Raw genomic sequence first — 18,464 nt, 5'->3', positions numbered from 1 at the left:
TCTTGTATATATATTAACACCATTTAATATGGTATATGTTTTGCAGTTTTATCTTTGTAAAAAAGACATTGAATGAAAAAGACAGATAAAATTCTTGTTGCTGTAGCCGCCGGCTTTTTGGCCGGGCTCATTGTATATGCTGCCCGCCGCTACAAAGAAAGGAGCATCCTTAACCAGGTAGCAAACGAAGGATATGAAACCGCCCATGATATTCTCTTTCCCAACAAAAGTCAAATGGGTAAGAAGTTACATTATGGGCCAGTATTGCCTGAATAAACAGCCCTCATCTATTAGCTTTCAGTTGAATAACTACTAACGGCAGGATGGATGCTCGAATGGTGAGATGCCAGTTGAGTATTTGAAATTTGAGATTTAAGATTGCATTTTCCTGGAATATCGTTCCGCATCTGCGGAATTTCGTTTCGAATTTAATATTTGAAATTTATTTGTGATTTGCAATTTGGTTCTTGATGTTTCCCTTCGGATTTAGGATTTACGGCTTCGGATTTACTTTTCTTCATACGCCATGTTGTGTACGTTTGCTACTGCACGTCCGGAAGGATCATTCATATTTTGAAAAGATTTATCCCAGGCCAATGCTTCCGGCGTACTGCAGGCCACAGAAGGCACAGAAGGTACGCAGGCTGCTGCCGCATCCGATGGAAAATGTTCACTGAATATAGAACGGTAATGATATTCTTCTTTCGACATAGGAGGATTGATGGGAAAGCGGTATTTGGCATGCGCCAGTTGTTCATCCGTTACTTTAAGGTTGGCAACCGTTTTAAGCGTATCAATCCAGCTATACCCAACACCATCTGAAAATTGTTCTTTCTGCCGCCAGGCAATACTTTCGGGCAGGTAATCTTCAAAAGCCTTACGCAGTATCCATTTTTCCATTTTGCCGTCTTTCGCCATTTTGTCAACAGGATTTAACCGCATAGCCACATCCATGAATTCTTTATCCAAAAACGGTACACGGCCTTCTATGCCCCAGGCGGCCAGTGATTTATTGGCACGCAGGCAATCATACAAATGCAATTTGCTTAATTTGCGTACGGTTTCTTCGTGAAATGCCTCCGGATTGGGCGCTTTGTGAAAATACAGGTAACCCCCAAATAATTCATCCGAACCTTCGCCAGACAGTACCATCTTTATACCCATGGATTTAATGATCCTCGCCATCAGGTACATAGGTGTAGAGGCCCTTATGGTGGTTACATCATAGGTTTCCAAATGATAGATCACATCTCTTATAGCATCTAATCCTTCCTGTATGGTAAAATGAATTTCATGATGCACCGTGCCGATATGATCTGCCGCTTTTCGTGCTGCAGACAAATCGGGCGAGCCTTTTAAGCCAACAGCAAACGAATGCAACTGTGGATACCATGCAGCCTGCGTATCGCCGGATTCAACTCTTTTGGCGGCGAACTTTTTGGTAACCGCGGCTATAATAGAGGAGTCGAGCCCTCCCGACAGCAAAACACCATAAGGCACATCACTCATCAACTGGCGATGTACGGCATCTTCAAGCGCTTTACGTAAAACAGCAATATCTGAAACATTGTCTTTTACATTTTCATACTGCTCCCACTCGCGTTTGTACCAGCGTTTCAATTCATATCCGCCATCTTTACTGTGTAAATAATGTCCCGGTAAAAACTCCTTAATGTTATTACAAACCCCTTCCAGCGCTTTCAATTCAGAGGCAACATAAAAATTGCCCCATTCATCCCAACCCATATAAAAGGGAATAATGCCGATATGATCGCGGGCAATAAAATAAGATCCATCTGTTTTGTCATACAAAGCGAACGCAAATATTCCATTCAGATCTTCAAGGAAATGAATGCCTTTTTCCTGGTATAAAGCCAGAATTACTTCGCAGTCAGACTGGGTTAAAAATTCATAATCAGGTAATGATTTGCGAATTTCCTGGTGATTGTATATTTCTCCGTTTACTGCAAGTACCAGGGTTTTGTCTTTTGTATATAAAGGCTGCCTGCCCGATTGAGGATCAACAATTGCCAAACGCTCGTGTGCTATAACAATATTGTCATCGCTGTATATACCCGACCAGTCCGGACCACGGTGGCGGATCTTTTTTGACATGTTAAGTATCTTAGGTCTGAGCGATTCTGTACCCGTTTTGCAATCGAATACGCCAACTATACCACACATAAATATTCTGTTTAATCTGTTGGTTAAAAAATTTCATCAAAAGTAGGGAAATGATTGCGATATAGAAAATATTTTAGTTTATTTTATGAAAAATATTTAAAATAATTGGCAATTAAAGAGAAAATATTTAAAAAATGGGTAGTTATTGCATGTCCCGCACTGTTCTATATGCAAACTGGCTTAAGATATACTACTGCTGTGTGAAACGTGAAACGTGAGGGGAAGGGAATGCCCGCCTGGCTGAATACCGTTCGGACGGGCGGGCTCTCACTTTTTCATCCTAAAATACAGACATTATTTGCCAGATTTAATACTACTTTACACGTATACTTTTATAGAGTGTAACAGGGGGAGATGCTAAATTCCGGGATACACTTCTTTAGGCAGCAGTTTGTGCTTAATTTTAACCCTTAAAATCAGAAATCATTGAATCGAATTGACAGGCTCATGGGTATCTTAACCATGCTGCAATCTAAAAAGTTTATGCCTGCGGAACGCATCGCCGATAAGTTTTCAATAAGCATACGCACAGTGTACCGTGATGTGAAAGCGCTTACAGAAATTGGCGTACCGGTAAGCTTTGAAAACGGACGGGGCTATTTTATCGTGCAAGGCTATTTTTTGCCGCCGGTATCATTTACCAATGAAGAAGCCAATGCGCTGATACTCATGGAAAGTATTGCCGCCCGGTTCTCCGATCAATCTATTCAGAAGCATTATGAAACGGCTTTAAACAAAGTAAGGTCTGTGCTGCGCGGAAGCCAGAAAGAAAAGTTAGAACAATTACAGTCGCAGATAAAAACAGTAACATGTGCGTTTGGTGGAAATAATTTCGCCTACTTATCGGAGATCCAGAATGCTATATCTACCCAAACCATTCTTAATTTGGAATACCAGAATCTGAATGACGAGGTAAGTGCCAGGGCAATAGAACCTATAGGTCTTATATTTTATGCTTTTAACTGGCATATGATTGCGTGGTGCTGGTGGCGCAATGATTATCGTGATTTCAGGGTTTCCCGAATTTTAAAATTATCGGCTGCAGGAACTGCATTCCGGAAAAAGGATCATACAGACATTAATGAATACATGAAATTATTGCCTGTTAATTACTGACCGGGGACGAAAGTAACCAGGCACACAAGCCTGCAAGTAAATACGGGTGATAAGCATTTTGGAATTTAAATTTTAAAGCTGTGGGTAAAATTCAGGGAAAGGATTTAATGAAAGCTATTGTATTGCATGACTCTGGCGGCACTGAAAACCTGGTTTTGGAAGAAGCGCCGGTTCCCCTAATAACAAATGAAGAAGTACTGATAGAAGTTAAATCAGCCGGCATTAACCCGATTGATGTAAAAACCCGTTCGGGCAAAGGCTTGTATGGGATGCTGAAAGATGAAACACCATTGATATTGGGTTGGGATATTTCGGGCATAGTAACAGAAACCGGAAAAAATGTTACAACATTCAAGAAAGGCGATGAGGTATTTGGCATGGTCAATTTTCCGGGTCACGGTAAAGCCTATGCAGAGTATGTAGCTGCCCCTGCTGCTCACCTCGCGTTAAAACCGCTTGCTATTTCATACAATGAAGCGGCGGCGGCATCACTTGCTGCTTTAACCGCATGGCAGGCATTGAAAGCACATGCTAATATTCAGAAAGGACAAAAAGTGCTGATCCATGCGGCAGCAGGAGGAGTAGGGCATTACGCGGTACAAATAGCCAAACATTATGGCGCATATACAATAGGAACAGCTTCGGCAGTCAACAGAAACTTTGTGCTAAGCCTCGGCGCTGACGAATTTATTGACTATAAGGCAGCCCCGCTGGAAGAACAGGTATCTGATATTGATTTTGTATTGGACACAATTGGAGGAGACAGCATTGATCACTCTTTAAAAGTGATGAAAAAAGCGGCTACTATCGTCAGCATTCCATCCGGATTGAACGAAGCAGTTACGGATAAGGCCGGTGCTAAAGGAATGAATGGCTATACTTTCAAAGTAAAATCTAACGGTAATGACATGAAGGAAATAGCAAACCTCTTAGAGAAAGCTATTGTCAAATCGCATGTTTCCCGGGCTTTTTCTTTTGTTGATATGGCGAAAGCTCATAAGCAAATAGAAACAGGGAGAACAAGAGGAAAGGTTGTTGTGGTTTGGCAGTAAACAACAATGGAGCAGCGGGAAAATTATGCTCTCTTAACCTTAACCGTTAATGCTTTGGCCGGGTTAACAATAAAAACCTGCTGTATTTCATCTTCAGTAAATCCCTCTTTTCTCAACAATGGCAGCATAAGTTTAAAAACGGTATTATAGGATCTGAATTGACCACCACCAGGTTCGCCCACATTATACCAGCCTGCATCATGAGAAATAAGGGTTTTGTGCAAAAGTTTTTCCGCTTTCATATCCTTCAACAGTTGTACGTATTGCTGCACCGAATCATCGTTAAGCCCGTCAAAAGAAACCCAGCCCCCTTCTTTTGCAACCTGCATATGAACGTCCCTGTTTTTTTCGCTTTGCGCATGAATCCACACCCATGCCACGGGACTAACACCCATAGCTTTTATAATCTTCAATTCCTCCAGCGCCGCATCCCCGTTGCCTGTATGCACCCCAAAAGTTAATCCCGTTGATAAATGCGTTAATGCTGCAGCCTCAATAAGCTTTTGCTGCACAGGAGATAACGGGAAGGTATCCACGCCGGTTTTGATAAATCCGGGTTTAATGCCAGTGCCTTCTATACCCGTTTCCCATTCGTTTATCCAGCGTGCTGCCAGTTGTTTGGCCGAATCTGTATAAGCATGTTTAGGCAAAAATTTCTCTTTTGCGGCCCCGTAATAACCGGTATTGGAAATAATATGAAGCCCGCTGGCTTTTGATAATCTTTGCAATAAACCTGCATTTCTTCCAAGGTAGTTGGGTGTACATTCTACCAGTGTTTTGCAACCATTCTGTACGGCCTCCTGCAAAACAGGCAGCGCCTTATTGTATACTTCCTTTGCATTGTAGCGGGATGTAGCTATTTTGTCGGCGCCAATAAAGTCTACCAGGATATGTTCGTGCGTTAGTGTAAACCCCGCATCGGCTGAAGGAATGTGTCCATTTACCGTCATTATATAATCTTCGGCCGATTTCGCAGGCGTCGTTTTAGCCAGTGGAAGCACATAAGGTGCACACAATAAAAAACCTGAACGGATAAAATCTTTGCGATGCATAAATGACAGGCGATTTGAAATTTAAAATTCAAGATTTAAAATTCGAGATATGCCGAATATAAATGAAATCCATTGCAGGTTTAAAACTTATCCTTTACTATTTCTCCTTTTATCGGCTCGGGCTATAGCTTTTATTGAATTGCGGATTCGCGTCTAATTTGCCCTATAAAATTACTTACCTTCCTCCACTATATGACAACATTTGCCGGTAAAGTAATTACATTTAACAAGTCGCTCCGTTTTACAGGTAAATTGCCGCCTGGCATACGGGTGATGAATCCTTTCCGTGAAAATAAAAACAGCTTAATCGTTTCATCTGCTTTTTACAAAAAATACTACAGCGACAATAACCGGCGGCACATTATCCTGGGCATTAATCCGGGAAGGTTTGGGGCAGGGCTAACAGGGGTTCCCTTTACCGATCCCAAAAGACTGGTTGAGAAGTGCGGGTTGCTTTACCCCGGACCACCTGCACATGAGCCCTCTTCGGTTTTTATATACAATATGATTGATGCTTACGGCGGAGCAGAAAAATTTTATGCAAGATTTTACATTAATTCCATCTGCCCTTTGGGCTTTACTATAAAAAATAGCTTAGGAAAGGAAGTAAATTATAATTTTTATGACAGTAAGGCATTGACCGATGCCGCGCATGATTTTATAATCTGCAGCATCAAAAAACAAATTGCGCTGGGGATAGATACCGATATATGTTTTTGCCTGGGCAGCGGCAAAAATGAAAAGGTACTGCTCAGGCTAAATGAAACACATGGTTTCTTTAAAAAAATTGTAGCGCTCGAACATCCCCGCTTTATAATGCAATACAAATCAAAATATATGCAGGAATATATTGATAAATACCTCACCGCTTTCAGCATGGTGGAATAATCCGTTTTCCCGTGCGGTCTGACCCTCCTTTCATCGGGTGCCGACAGCAGGTTACTACGGCCCAGTTGACATTATTTAAACATTACACTACGATCTCCACAATTTTAGTAGCCTCAATATTGGCATTGCGCATGGCTATGCTTCGAACTGTGTTCCCGGCAAAATTACTAAAGGCCTTTCGCGTAATATCATCATCACTAACCATAGCCGGTATTCCCATATCGCCACCTTCTCTTATGCCCTGTACCAATGGTATTTGTCCCAAAAAGGGAATATCAAATTCTTCGGCCAACCTTTTACCGCCTTCTTTGCCAAAAATATAGTATTTGTTTTCGGGTAGTTCGGTCCCGCCCGTTGGCGGGATAAACCAACTCATATTCTCTACCAACCCAATGATGGGCACTTTAATTTGGGCTTGTCCAAACATGGCAATTGCTTTTTTGGCGTCTGCCAATGCCACGGGTTGAGGTGTGGTAACTACTACCGCTCCTGTTACCGGAACAGTTTGAACCAATGTTAAATGAATGTCGCCGGTACCGGGAGGCATATCAATTACCAGGTAATCCAAATCGCCCCACTCCACATCCGTTACAAATTGCCGGATAGCACTGCTTGCCATGGGACCGCGCCATACAATCGCCTGCTTTTCATCTACCAGCGAGCCTATGCTCATTAGTTTTATACCAAACTTTTCCAATGGAATGATAATACCTTTTTCGCCTTCTTTTTTCATGAGTGGTCTTTCGCCGCGTACACCAAACATCATAGGCACACTTGGCCCGTAAATATCCGCATCCATCAAACCCACAGCAGCGCCACCTTCTGCCAATGCCAGGGCTAAATTAGCTGCCACTGTTGATTTGCCAACACCTCCTTTGCCGCTTACCACAGCAATAATATTTCTTACCCCGGGTAAAACGGCTTTATTGTCTTTTCTGTTGCTATTGGTATTAGCCGTAAATTTTATATCTACCTGTGCATTTTTATTTACCAGGAGGTGCACTGCATTTATACATGCATTTTTGATCATATCTTTTAAAGGACATGCGGGCGTAGTAAGTACAACTGTAAAAGAAACGTTATCTCCTTCTGTTACAATGTCTTTAATCATGTTTAGTGTTACGAGGTCTTTGCCCAAATCGGGCTCAATTACATTTCCCAGGGCTTTTAGGATATCACTTTCTTTCATCTGCCGAACTTTTTGTTAAAAAAAATATTGCTCCGCAAAGTTAAGCCCATAAATGCTTACTTTGTTTTTTTCGTAAGTTCAGGGTAAATTACGTTTTCGAATGTTTGGTAGTTATTTTAGGGTATTATTGCAATTCATTTAAACAGGTTAATGAAACATTTTTTACGATACATTTTTTTCTCATTATTGTTGGTTCCTTTTGCGGCAGAAGCACAGTTTGAATCCCTGAAAGATTCTGTTGTACAATTGTATGGCGTAGTAATGACGCATGATAGTTTAAAAGGAATACCGGGTGTAACCGTGATGGTAAAAGGGCAAAACAGGGGAACCATTACCAATGAACAGGGTGTTTTTTCGATAGTGGTATTAAAAGGCGATGAAATCCGGTTCTCACATGTATCGTACCGGACAGAAACAGACAGGATTCCAACCAACCTTGAAGGGAATCAATACAACATGGTTAAATTATTGGCTGAGGATACCATTTACCTGCCTACAGCTATTATAAAGGCCCGTCCAACCCGTGAACAATTTGAACGCGATTTTGTTAATAATGATGTTCCGGATGATGGTATAGAAATTGCCCGGCAAAATACCAGCGAAGCTAAAAGAAGAGTATTGGCCCGGTCGTTACCCCGTGATGGTGGGGAAGCTTCCAATTACGCATTAAGCAAAAATGCCCAGGGCTATTATTATAGTGGTCAGGCGCCACCTATGAATATATTTAACCCGTTTGCCTGGAGCGAATTTGTAAAGGCGTGGAAAAGAGGAGATTTTAAGAAGAAAAACTGAGTAGTGAATAGAGAATGGTGAATTTGATCGCTGAAAGCTGAAAGCTCATAGCCCCATTAACATACGATCATGATAAAAAACATTGCTGTCATTGGCGCAGGCACTATGGGCAACGGCATTGCTCATGTATTTGCACAGTATGGTTTTAATGTAACCCTTACAGATATTAACGAAGCCGCATTGGGAAAAGCAATTGAAACCATCTCTAAAAATGCAGACCGCCAGGTAAGCAAAGGAATCATTACGCAGGCAACAAAGGACAGAATATTGTCAACCCTCCATACTTCTACCAGCATAGAAACGGGCCTTGCCGAAGCAGACCTGGTAATAGAAGCGGCAACAGAAAACAAAGCGGTCAAATTAAAAATATTTAAAGAACTGGATGCATTTGCTCCGCCCTCATGCATTCTGGCCACCAATACCTCTTCTATTTCCATTACGGCAATAGCTGCGGTTACAAAGCGTGCTGAAAAAGTTATTGGCATGCATTTTATGAATCCCGTGCCGGTAATGAAATTAGTGGAAGTGATCAATGGATATGGCACCGCAAAAGAAGTAACAAACGAGGTAGTGCACATCACCCAACAGTTAGATAAGATACCCTGCATTGTAAACGATTACCCCGGCTTTATCGCCAACCGTATTCTTATGCCCATGATCAACGAAGCAATATACAGCTTGTATGAAGGTGTGGCAGGAGTTGAAGAAATTGATACCGTAATGAAATTGGGTATGGCGCATCCTATGGGACCTTTGCAACTGGCAGATTTTATTGGATTGGATGTTTGTTTGAGCATATTAAAAGTATTGTACGAAGGATTTGGCAACCCCAAATACGCTCCCTGCCCTTTGTTGGTAAATATGGTGGCCGCAGGTAAACTGGGCGTAAAAAGCGGCGAAGGATTTTACAAATACACATCCGGCAGTAAGGAATTGGTACCGGCTTTATGAAAATGTGGGCTGACTGAAAACGTTCTTCACTTTCGGTTCATTGTTTTAGCCTTTGTTCCGGCAGGCTTAAATTGTAAATCATATTTAATGCGACAATTATTTTGCTTATTCTTAATAAGCTTATGCGGACTTCACATTTATGCACAAAAAACACAAAACAATCAATTTGTCTTAAAGGGTAAAATAATAAATTCTAAAAATCCAATAATTTATTTGATATATGACATAGATGGGAAACGCATAATAGACAGTTGCAAATTACAACAGGGCAGCTTTTATTTTAAAGGGAAAATAAAAGAACCGACATGGGCTATTCTAAGAGGAAATTCTAAAATTATGGATGACGCAGAAAACCCAAATATTGTTGATTTTTTTATGGAACCAACAACAATGACTGCAACTGCTCAATATGACCATTTTAAAGAGATTAACATAGCAGGTTCAAAAACACAGATTGAATATGAAATGCTTCAAAAACAATATAATTCAATAGACGAAAACTCTGATTCTCTTTATGAAAAATTTTCAAACCTAAATCAGAAATTTATAATCAATCATCCAAATTCTTATGTTAGCGCTTTTAAATTATGGGCTTATAAAACGAGATGGACGATAGATTCAGTAAAATCACTTTATACAAAACTTACCCCTTCTATTCAAAATAGTTCTTACGGAAAAGAGGTAAAAAAAATTATAGATGAAATAGGAAATAATTCTGAAGGTGAACCGGCTAAAGTATTTAAAACTATTGATATTAATGGAAATGCCCTAAATTTATCAGACTTCAAAGGCAAATACGTACTACTTGATTTTTGGGGCAGTTGGTGTGTACCCTGCAGACAGAGCATGCCACATCTTATTGACTTATTCAACAAGTATCATAACAAGGGATTTGATATTATTGCAATAGCTGAAGAATATGACCAAACAGGAACACCGTGGAAGAATGCAGTAAAAAAAGACAGAACAGGTATCTGGCATAATGTGTTGAGCGGTGTAAAATTTAATACGGATGGTACTTTAGATAAATCGCAATCTATAACAACGCTTTTTGGTGTTCAGGTGTTCCCTACAAAAATTTTAATTGACAAAGCTGGTATTATCATTGGCCGATATACCGGTACTGATGAAGAGGTATTTCTTGACAAAAAGCTAAATGAAATATTTAAGTAACAAATACATTTTTACAGGACATAGCACTGTCTCATTAGTAGTTACCCACTGATAGCTGATTTTTTTTGGGTTTTTGCGCATCGCAATGTATATTGAAGCATGATGTTCGCTATTTCTAAGCTGGTAATTGTATTATTGAGCCCCATATTATGGATTGCTATTGTTTTTGTATGGGGATGGTTCAGCAAAAAGGCGACCAGGAAAAAAAGATGTTATATTGCCGGCGTCATTATGCTCCTGTTCTTTACCAATCCCTTTATCATCAGTAAGCTCATTCTTGTTTATCAACCTAAAAAAGTAACACTCACTGCAGGGCAAAATTATAGCGCCGGTATTTTATTGGGCGGCTTTGCAGGAATGAATAAAACAGATCACCAAACCTATTTTAGCGAACAAAGCGACAGGTTTATCCAGGCAATGCTATTGTATAAAAGCGGCCACATAAAAAAAATAATTGTAGCCGCCGGCGACGGTTCCGTTTTTAACAGGGGCGATTTCAGGGAAGGCGATTTTGTGCAGGAACAGCTTATTGCAATGGGCATACCTGCTGCAGACATTGCGGTAGACAGGGATTCCAGGAACACGGCAGAAAATGCGATCAACGCCAAAAAGATAATTGATTCGCTCCGCCTCTCTCCGCCTTACGTGCTTATAACCTCAGCGCTCCATATTCCGCGTGCTCAAAAAACTTTTACCAAAGCAGGTGTTGCAGTAATACCTTATCCGGCAGCCTTTTTTGTTAAGCCGCCTGATAGCGTTGTGCCAACAGATTATATTCTTCCGTCGGCCACTGCGCTTAGATACTGGGACATGTATTTAAGAGAAATTACAGGCAGCCTGATGTATTGGATAACCGGAAGAGGATAGCAAGTATGCACAATGCTTTATCTAATTTCCAGGTTTCGCCTCATATAATCTGCAATATGCTGTTCATTATCCTTATTGCTGTCTGAAAGTGAGTCGATAATTCTTCGTTGTTCTGCATCCGTTTTATTCTGACTCAGCTTTTTCTTTGCCTGCAACTCAGTTACTTCAATTTCAAAAGCCACAATGCCCTTTATCATTTTCAATTTAAAATCTTCCGGCAAACTATTCCATTGCTGCATGTAAGCCAATTCGTAGTTATCAATAGTCGCCTCCAGTATTTCAATAACTTTATCCGTTCGTGTAATAAGCTTCCCTTGCCCGTAAGCATGAATTGAAATATAATTCCATGTAGGAACATTTAACTCCTTATCATAATTTTTGGGTGATATATAAGCATGCGGTTCCGTAAATATCACTAAAACTTTATTTTCAACAACCGCTGCCCAATGTTCATTTGCCTTTGCAAAATGAGAAGTTAGTATAATTTTATCCTCTTTAACCGATACAAGAAAGGGCAAATGTGTTGCCACAGGAAAATTTTCTTTGGCAGTAATAATCGTTGCAAAACTGAATTGTTTCATAAAGGCAACCACCTCTTCGCGATCTGTCATTGCATTTATCTTAGGGATATACATGCCTTATGTCTTTATTTTCAGGAATTAATAAAATTACTACCAAAATTAATTTGTTGCCAGCCATTTTTACCATTGCATGCAGTAAGCCGATAACGCTATGCTTTCCTTCCAAACCGCCCTGCAATATAACTTACAATAAATAACTGAAACGCATGAAAGATCATCAATGGCAACAGCATAAATCCCGCGAAAGACGCATTACTGAACAATACTTTTGAAAATACAGTGCCATGTACCAGCGATTTTTTTGAACCGCAAAACAATGCGGTAATCCTGTCTTCTTTATTGAAGGCGAGCAAAATACTAATCAAATAAATGATGCCGTACAATGTAAAAAACAAAACAATAGTAATAACGCATATCATTGCCAGATCATTCCATTGCATACCCGAAAATGTACCATCGGAAAATGATTCTGCAAAACTCTTGTACACGATTAAAACAATAACACTCTTGTCAAATAACGCCAGTTGTTTACCATACCGGGCAGCCCAATGCGCTATTCCCCGCTGAACAGCTATTCCCGCAACTACAGGCAAAATTATTTCAACCATTAGTTTGAAATAGATTTGCAAAAAATCAAAGTTATTTTGCTGCTGCTGCATAAATAACCCCATCCATAAAGGTGTTAAAACAATACCAATGAGCCCCGAAATACTGGCATTAAAAATAGCTGCGGGCAGATTCCCTTTTGCCATAGCCACCATCACAACAGAGGAAGAAACCGTGGAAGGTAAAGCGGCTAAAAAAAATACAGACAACCAAATCATTTCCTGGTGTTTTGTTTGCAGAAAAGGATGAGCAATAAGTACAAGCAAGGGACAAATAATAAATGTAGCCGACTGGATAACAACGTGCAGCTTCCAGTTTTTTAATCCCGATTTTATTTTCTCCGGGCTCAGCTTAACACCATAAAAAAAGAAGATCAAAGCAATACCTGCACTGCAAATAGCATTCAGTGGAATTCCGCTTTGGGCAGCGCCAAACTGCGGGAAAAACCAGGCAACCGCAACTGCAATAAACAGGGCTGATACAAATCTGTCTAATTTCATAATACTACGCGTTGTCATTAACACCCTGCTTCCTTCTCCTCAACAGCAGTTGGTTTCTTCAATTAATTTTAAATATTCAGGCATCAATCCTGTGGATACTTTACCATTATGCTCTGAACGAATGAATTTATATAAAAATACGCACGAAAACATAACCTCCATTTTCAAATTCATTATTCTTATTATCGCCGACAATATTATTTAACTGTAGCGTCTTATAAAAAAGCATAGCATATCACCAGTTAGGTGCATATGCTATACCTTCTTATTCGCAGAATACTATTTTTTCCCTGCCAGTTCATCTTCGCCTGTGCTGCGCCTTTCCCTCTTCGCCAGGCTACCTGCTTTCTTCACCAATTCTAAAAAACCTTTGCGATAACCTTCCTGGTCATTGCCAATGGCGGAGTTAGCCAATGCCAGCACATTATTATACGAAGATTGCTGCATGAATTCTGAATGGGTGAGCAACATACCGAACTGCGCCACTGCAGCGGCAAAACGAAAACTACCGGAAGTATTGTTTAATGCAATGTGTCCGTCAATTACCGGGTGTTCTGTTAACTTACTCTTTTCGCCGGAAGGATCTTTATACCTGAATTTGATCGTCATCAACTCAGGAGAATTATTGGCCGCTTTTTGCTTTGCTACGCCCTGGTATTTCAACGAATCAACCTTTTCTATAAAATCACTCATTACACCCACAGGTATTACTTCATACAAAGCTGTAACGGTATGCCCGCTTCCCAATTCACCGGCATCTTTTTTATCGTTATTGAAGTCTTCCTTGTTCAATATACGGTTTTCATAACCCATTAAACGATAAGCCTGCACTTTAGCCGGATTGAATTCTACCTGCAATTTTACATCTTTGGCAATCGTGAATAAGGTACCGCCAAATTCACTTACCAATACTTTCTTCGCTTCACTTATATCATCAATGTATGCATGGTTACCATTGCCTTTATCGGCCAATTTTTGCATTTTATTGTCTTTGTAATTGCCCATACCGTAGCCCAGCACCGTTAAAAAAACGCCGCTCTTTCTTTCCTGTTCAATTAGTCTTTCCATATCATCGTCGCTGCTGGCGCCTACATTAAAATCGCCATCGGTACATAAAATAATACGGTTGTTTCCATCCTGTATAAAATTTTGCCTGGCTATTTTATACGCTAATTTTATCCCTTCACCGCCAGCGGTAGAGCCACCGGCTTCCAAACGTTCAATGGCATCTTTTATAATTTGCATATTTGCTCCGCTTGTTGCAGGCAATACCAATCCCGCGTTTCCGGCATATACCACTATGGCAACTTTATCTTTTTCGCGTAGCTGGTCCGCAAGCAACTTCATAGATTGTTTTACCAAAGGCAGTTTATTCTCATCCTGCATTGAACCCGATACATCAATCAGGAAAACCAGGTTGGAAGAAGGGATATTTTCCGTTGCTATTTTCTTTCCCTGCAAGCTGATCAATACCAACCGGTGATCTTTATTCCAGGGAGCTTCAGATAATTCAGTATGGATAGAAAAAGGCTTGTCACCTTCGGGCTGAGGATATTCGTAATGAAAATAATTGATCATTTCTTCAATTCGCACCGCCCCGGCAGGTGGCAATTGCCCGTTATTTAAAAACCGCCGTATATTGCTATACGAAGCCGCATCTACATCAATGGAAAAAGTGGATAAGGGATGGTCTTTCACCGCCAGGAAACGGTTTTCAACAATGCCATCATAATCTTCAGTATTAAAATCAACATCCTGGCTACCATATAACCGGTAGTTATGATTGCGTGTTTGCTTAGTAGCAGGCGACGGATAGGATGCATTTCCTCTTATCGTTATGCCTGCTGCCTTTCCCTGTAGCACCATATCTGCTTTTGCTTCCCGCTGAACCGACCCCGTAAGGTTTCTCTTTTTTGTAGTACCATAGCCCGTTATTACAACTTCCTCCAGTTCGTTAGTTGTTTGTAACAATTGAACATTTAGCATGGCTTTGCCGGATACTTTCACTTCTTTAGTATCAAAACCCAGTGCTGAAAAAACAAGTGCGGCTTTGTCGTCTGTAACAGTAATGGTAAAATCACCATTCGCATCGGTTTGGGTAATATTTGCCGTGCCTTTTTCTGTAACAGATACGCCGGAAAGTATAGCCCCTGCGCTGTCGGTTACCTTACCTTTAACTGTAAAAGAAGCTGGTGGCAAAAAAGCCGTTAAGGCAGCAGTAATCATTATGCTGCAAAGTATTGCGTACTTCATAATAATAAGTTTTAAGGTTTCGTTTGAATGGTGGATGCGATGTCAAATGGAATTACATACGGTGATGGAATTATTTATTAAAGGAATGCTGAGAAGGGGTAAGTGGGCGTGAATGTGTATTCCTTTCTCATTATCTTTTATCTTTGAATTTCACATTTAACTATTGTTTGAATTTCATAAAGAACATATCAACTGCTGATAGCACGGATACCGAACTTATTGTTTTGTATAAACAAACGAAGGATATGCGGGTGCTATCGGATCTGTATCAGCGTTATATGGAACTGGTATACGGGGTTTGCCTGAAATATTTTAAAGATGCAGAGCAAAGTAAAGATGCTGTAATGAATATTTTTGAAGAGCTGGTCGAGAAACTGAAGCTGCACGAAGTAAGTAATTTTAAAAGCTGGTTGCATACACTTACCCGGAACCACTGCCTTATGCAGTTGCGAACACCCAGAAACCTCAAAACCACTGAATTTAACCAGGAATATATGCAATCGGCGGAAACTGTGCATCTTAATGGGATGCTTGAAAAAGAAGAACAATTTGTTAAATTAGAGAAATGTATTCAAACCTTATCGGAGGAACAGAAAAAAACAGTTGAACTATTTTATTTGCAGCAAAAATGCTACGACGAAATTGCCGAAATTACCGGCTATGAATGGAATAAAGTAAGGAGCTATATTCAGAATGGAAGGAGAAATTTGAAAAGTTGCATGGAGGCGTGAGGAATGTGGGAGATGTGGCGGTCGGTCACGACCAAGGAGCGTCAGGCCGCATGCACAAGTTATAAAGGTTACAAGTTACAAGTTGCATGGGGAAGCGGGTTCCAGGTATCAGTGCTGACGACTGACTACTCACCACTGACTAAAAACATAATGTCCGAAAACAATAAACATATCAAACCATATACGGCAGCAGATATACAACGCTATCTGAACCGGCAGATGACTATGGCGGAGCGGCATGCCATGGAAAAAGCCGCGCTGGAAGACCCTTTCCTGGCTGAAGCAATAGAGGGTTACAGGCAGCATAGCTCTCCTGCTCTTTCGTCAAATATAGAGGACCTGAGAAAAAGATTGCAGGAAAAAAACGATACAAAAGTAATTCCTGTACACAATAGAAAAATATGGTGGAGCGCCGCAGCAGCCATTCTTATTGTATTGGGAACCGGCATTACCTGGTACTGGCTGACCCCAACCGGAAAAAATATCGCGCAGCAAAAAGAAAAAGAACAAAAAACTGCGCCATTAAAAGAAGCACAGGATACTTCCGGAATGCCTGCAGCAGCTACCGACTCTGCGAATATTGCTTTGCAGGAAAATAAAGCTCAGGAAAAAATCGTAGCCCCGGCTTTAGCACCTGAAAAAAAAGCCCCCGTTCAGCTTCAGCCCACTTCCCCAAAAACAAAAAGGAAACCCCCACCCAAGGCGGCAACAAAAAAAGATATTCCGGAAAGTCATTCACAGGATATAGCGGCTGCAAACAGGGCCGCCGCAACTAAAGTTTACCGTATTGAGCAGGAAGAAAGTGAGGGAGATAAAAATATTTCAGCACAAAGCCGTAAAAAACCGGTGCTCTTAACAACACAAAATAATGCTTCAGGTTTTTTTAATACAAATATTCTTACGGGTAAAATAACAGACAGCAATAACAATCCATTGCCTTTTGTAAATATTCGAATTGGCAATACCGCATCCCATACTTATAGCGATGCCAGGGGGAATTTTAAATTAATAAGCGGAGATACACTATTAACAGTACATGTTAAATCTGCGGGCTTTGAGCCACGGCAGGTGGTTCTACATGCCGGCACTCCTTCCAATAACATTATACTCCTGCCCAAAGAAAATGCCTTAGCAGAAGTTGTAGTAACAGGCTATGAAACGGCAAAGAAAAAAATGACTGATGAAAATGCTGACGCAATTCCTGAAGCAGAACCCGCAGACGGCTGGGGAAATTATGATATATACCTGGTTAATAATACCCGCCTGCCGGGTGCAGCACGAACTGCAAGCCGTGGATTTGTTGATCTGTCATTTAACGTAGATAAATATGGAAGGCTTTCTGATTTTAAAATCATCCATTCTACCTGTGTACAGTGCAATAAGGAAGCCATCCGGGTTATAAAAGAAGGACCTCAGTGGAAATTAGCAGAGGGCGACATTCCTGCAAAAGTTACCCTTACCGTTCAGTTCTGACCGATAGAACAACCTGCATAAAAAGCATATTTTGTTAAACCTGGCATAATTCTTTTCAATTTCCTTTCGGACTTGAATTACATCACTGTAAACATTATCTTCGCCTCAACAAATAACAATATAATAAACAATGCGGATCGCAAGGTTTATTCATTAAAAACAAAGACCTGATTAATCAACCAAAAAACAACTACAGATGAAAAAGATCTTTTTACTTGCCGCTTTTTCTACCATGATTTGTTTTGCAGAAGCACAACAATTAAAAACCCCGGCTCCATCGCCACTGCAAACAGTAAAACAGGAATTTGGCTTATCCGCAGTTGAACTATCTTATTCAAGGCCAGCAGTAAAAGGCAGAACCATATTCGGCGGACTGGTGCCTTATGGCAAGGTTTGGCGTACCGGCGCTAACGGAGCTACTACTATAAGTTTTGGTGATGACGTTACATTTGGCGGACAAAAAATATCCGCGGGCAAATATGGATTGCTTACTATTCCAAATGCGGCTGAATGGACCATAATCTTAACCAAACAGTTAGATGTAACCAGTCCTGCTGCTTACAAGCAAGACCAGGATGTAGCCCGTGTTAAAATAAACGCCACAGACCTGCCTTTTCCGCTGGAGTCGTTTTTAATTTCTTTTGACAATATTTCTCCATCGTCCATGGATCTCATTATCGGATGGGACAGAACGGTTGTTATCGTTCCAATTACAACGGATGTAGCTACTAAGATCAATGCACAGATCAGCAGCATGGAAGGGAAAGAAAACTTTCCTTATTTCACTGCCGCCGCTTATTATTTAGAAAACGGTAAAGATCTGAATAAAGCGCTTGGCTGGTTTAATAAAGCAACAGAAAAAGAGCCCAATGCATTTTGGATCTGGCATCAAAAGGCAAAATGCCTGGCAAAACTGGGCAAGAAGAAAGAAGCTATTGCAGCAGCCAATAAATCTACCGAACTGGCTACCACTGCAAAAAATGACGATTATGTGCAGTTGAATAAAAAACTAATTGCATCATTGAATTAATTTTTAAAAAGGTACTGTACCGGGTA

General features: G+C 40.6%; 17 protein-coding genes. 11 read left to right on the top strand and 6 right to left on the bottom strand.

The window, feature by feature from the left end:
- Positions 1–72 precede the first annotated feature (72 nt).
- Positions 73–276: a hypothetical protein gene (locus FRX45_RS22170; RefSeq protein ID WP_152270676.1), complete on the top strand. Its 204-nt coding sequence runs from the start codon at positions 73–75 to the stop codon at positions 274–276.
- 231 nt (positions 277–507) lie between these two features.
- Here the strand turns inward: FRX45_RS22170 and asnB are convergent, their stop codons facing one another.
- The gene (asnB, locus tag FRX45_RS22165) at positions 508–2,184 is read right to left on the bottom strand and encodes an asparagine synthase B (protein WP_152270675.1); all 1,677 of its coding nucleotides are present in this window, start codon (positions 2,182–2,184) and stop codon (positions 508–510) included.
- Between the two features lie 426 nt (positions 2,185–2,610).
- Here asnB and FRX45_RS22160 point away from each other — a divergent pair, with 426 nt between their 5' ends.
- Both FRX45_RS22160 and FRX45_RS22155 read left to right on the top strand, forming a co-directional pair.
- Positions 2,611–3,300: a helix-turn-helix transcriptional regulator gene (locus FRX45_RS22160; protein ID WP_152270674.1), complete on the top strand. Its 690-nt coding sequence runs from the start codon at positions 2,611–2,613 to the stop codon at positions 3,298–3,300.
- Between the two features lie 80 nt (positions 3,301–3,380).
- Positions 3,381–4,352, top strand: a complete 972-nt coding sequence (locus FRX45_RS22155) for an NADP-dependent oxidoreductase (protein WP_226805522.1) — start codon at positions 3,381–3,383, stop codon at positions 4,350–4,352.
- A 23-nt stretch (positions 4,353–4,375) separates the two neighbouring features.
- On the opposite strand, the gene FRX45_RS22150 is transcribed toward FRX45_RS22155, so the two are convergent.
- Positions 4,376–5,404 carry a phosphotriesterase family protein gene (locus FRX45_RS22150; protein ID WP_152270673.1) on the bottom strand — a complete coding sequence of 343 codons (1,029 nt, stop codon included), beginning with the start codon at positions 5,402–5,404 and terminating at the stop codon, positions 4,376–4,378.
- Between the two features lie 192 nt (positions 5,405–5,596).
- Here FRX45_RS22150 and FRX45_RS22145 point away from each other — a divergent pair, with 192 nt between their 5' ends.
- Positions 5,597–6,292 carry a uracil-DNA glycosylase family protein gene (locus FRX45_RS22145; RefSeq protein WP_152270672.1) on the top strand — a complete coding sequence of 232 codons (696 nt, stop codon included), beginning with the start codon at positions 5,597–5,599 and terminating at the stop codon, positions 6,290–6,292.
- A gap of 82 nt (positions 6,293–6,374) precedes the next feature.
- Here FRX45_RS22145 and FRX45_RS22140 read toward each other — a convergent pair whose 3' ends face one another.
- Entirely contained in the window at positions 6,375–7,481 is a 1,107-nt protein-coding gene (locus FRX45_RS22140) for an Mrp/NBP35 family ATP-binding protein (RefSeq protein ID WP_152270671.1), read from the bottom strand.
- Positions 7,482–7,631: 150 nt separating this feature from the next.
- Here FRX45_RS22140 and FRX45_RS22135 point away from each other — a divergent pair, with 150 nt between their 5' ends.
- From FRX45_RS22135 to FRX45_RS22120, 4 genes are all read left to right on the top strand, one after another.
- Complete coding sequence (locus FRX45_RS22135) at positions 7,632–8,273, top strand: carboxypeptidase-like regulatory domain-containing protein (RefSeq protein WP_152270670.1); 642 nt, start codon at positions 7,632–7,634, stop codon at positions 8,271–8,273.
- Positions 8,274–8,342: 69 nt separating this feature from the next.
- Positions 8,343–9,224: a 3-hydroxyacyl-CoA dehydrogenase family protein gene (locus tag FRX45_RS22130; RefSeq protein ID WP_152270669.1), complete on the top strand. Its 882-nt coding sequence runs from the start codon at positions 8,343–8,345 to the stop codon at positions 9,222–9,224.
- Positions 9,225–9,311: 87 nt separating this feature from the next.
- Positions 9,312–10,397, top strand: a complete 1,086-nt coding sequence (locus FRX45_RS22125; RefSeq protein ID WP_152270668.1) for a TlpA disulfide reductase family protein — start codon at positions 9,312–9,314, stop codon at positions 10,395–10,397.
- A 99-nt stretch (positions 10,398–10,496) separates the two neighbouring features.
- On the top strand, positions 10,497–11,264 hold the full coding sequence (locus tag FRX45_RS22120; RefSeq protein ID WP_152270667.1) for a YdcF family protein: 768 nt from the start codon (positions 10,497–10,499) through the stop codon (positions 11,262–11,264).
- A gap of 17 nt (positions 11,265–11,281) precedes the next feature.
- Here FRX45_RS22120 and FRX45_RS22115 read toward each other — a convergent pair whose 3' ends face one another.
- The 3 genes from FRX45_RS22115 to FRX45_RS22105 form a co-directional block, all read right to left on the bottom strand.
- Positions 11,282–11,899 carry an FMN-binding negative transcriptional regulator gene (locus tag FRX45_RS22115; protein WP_152270666.1) on the bottom strand — a complete coding sequence of 206 codons (618 nt, stop codon included), beginning with the start codon at positions 11,897–11,899 and terminating at the stop codon, positions 11,282–11,284.
- Between the two features lie 95 nt (positions 11,900–11,994).
- Positions 11,995–12,951: a bile acid:sodium symporter family protein gene (locus FRX45_RS22110; protein WP_152270665.1), complete on the bottom strand. Its 957-nt coding sequence runs from the start codon at positions 12,949–12,951 to the stop codon at positions 11,995–11,997.
- 279 nt (positions 12,952–13,230) lie between these two features.
- Positions 13,231–15,204 (bottom strand): vWA domain-containing protein, encoded by a 1,974-nt coding sequence (locus tag FRX45_RS22105; RefSeq protein WP_152270664.1) that lies wholly within the window; start codon positions 15,202–15,204, stop codon positions 13,231–13,233.
- A gap of 167 nt (positions 15,205–15,371) precedes the next feature.
- Here FRX45_RS22105 and FRX45_RS22100 point away from each other — a divergent pair, with 167 nt between their 5' ends.
- The 3 genes from FRX45_RS22100 (at position 15,372) to FRX45_RS22090 (ending at position 18,438) form a co-directional block, all read left to right on the top strand.
- Positions 15,372–15,935 (top strand): RNA polymerase sigma factor, encoded by a 564-nt coding sequence (locus FRX45_RS22100; protein WP_226805521.1) that lies wholly within the window; start codon positions 15,372–15,374, stop codon positions 15,933–15,935.
- A gap of 150 nt (positions 15,936–16,085) precedes the next feature.
- The gene (locus FRX45_RS22095) at positions 16,086–17,408 is read left to right on the top strand and encodes a carboxypeptidase-like regulatory domain-containing protein (protein WP_193311814.1); all 1,323 of its coding nucleotides are present in this window, start codon (positions 16,086–16,088) and stop codon (positions 17,406–17,408) included.
- Between the two features lie 196 nt (positions 17,409–17,604).
- Positions 17,605–18,438, top strand: a complete 834-nt coding sequence (locus FRX45_RS22090) for a DUF2911 domain-containing protein (protein WP_152270662.1) — start codon at positions 17,605–17,607, stop codon at positions 18,436–18,438.
- The last annotated feature ends 26 nt before the right edge of the window (positions 18,439–18,464 follow it).

Source organism: Agriterribacter humi, from assembly GCF_009192765.1.
Classification (GTDB): Bacteria; Bacteroidota; Bacteroidia; order Chitinophagales; family Chitinophagaceae; genus Agriterribacter; species Agriterribacter humi.
Note: the sequence above shows the minus strand (reverse complement) of the source record. Positions and strands in the feature narration are given on the sequence as shown.

Coding starts and splice junctions, on each gene's coding strand:
- FRX45_RS22135 (WP_152270670.1), top strand. CDS start 7,632: ATGAAACATTTTTTACGATACATTTTTTTCTCATTATTGTTGGTTCCT.
- FRX45_RS22115 (WP_152270666.1), bottom strand. CDS start 11,899: ATGTATATCCCTAAGATAAATGCAATGACAGATCGCGAAGAGGTGGTT.
- FRX45_RS22125 (WP_152270668.1), top strand. CDS start 9,312: ATGCGACAATTATTTTGCTTATTCTTAATAAGCTTATGCGGACTTCAC.
- asnB (WP_152270675.1), bottom strand. CDS start 2,184: ATGTGTGGTATAGTTGGCGTATTCGATTGCAAAACGGGTACAGAATCG.
- FRX45_RS22095 (WP_193311814.1), top strand. CDS start 16,086: ATGTCCGAAAACAATAAACATATCAAACCATATACGGCAGCAGATATA.
- FRX45_RS22170 (WP_152270676.1), top strand. CDS start 73: ATGAAAAAGACAGATAAAATTCTTGTTGCTGTAGCCGCCGGCTTTTTG.
- FRX45_RS22150 (WP_152270673.1), bottom strand. CDS start 5,404: ATGCATCGCAAAGATTTTATCCGTTCAGGTTTTTTATTGTGTGCACCT.
- FRX45_RS22120 (WP_152270667.1), top strand. CDS start 10,497: ATGATGTTCGCTATTTCTAAGCTGGTAATTGTATTATTGAGCCCCATA.
- FRX45_RS22130 (WP_152270669.1), top strand. CDS start 8,343: ATGATAAAAAACATTGCTGTCATTGGCGCAGGCACTATGGGCAACGGC.
- FRX45_RS22145 (WP_152270672.1), top strand. CDS start 5,597: ATGACAACATTTGCCGGTAAAGTAATTACATTTAACAAGTCGCTCCGT.
- FRX45_RS22090 (WP_152270662.1), top strand. CDS start 17,605: ATGAAAAAGATCTTTTTACTTGCCGCTTTTTCTACCATGATTTGTTTT.
- FRX45_RS22140 (WP_152270671.1), bottom strand. CDS start 7,481: ATGAAAGAAAGTGATATCCTAAAAGCCCTGGGAAATGTAATTGAGCCC.
- FRX45_RS22110 (WP_152270665.1), bottom strand. CDS start 12,951: ATGAAATTAGACAGATTTGTATCAGCCCTGTTTATTGCAGTTGCGGTT.
- FRX45_RS22105 (WP_152270664.1), bottom strand. CDS start 15,204: ATGAAGTACGCAATACTTTGCAGCATAATGATTACTGCTGCCTTAACG.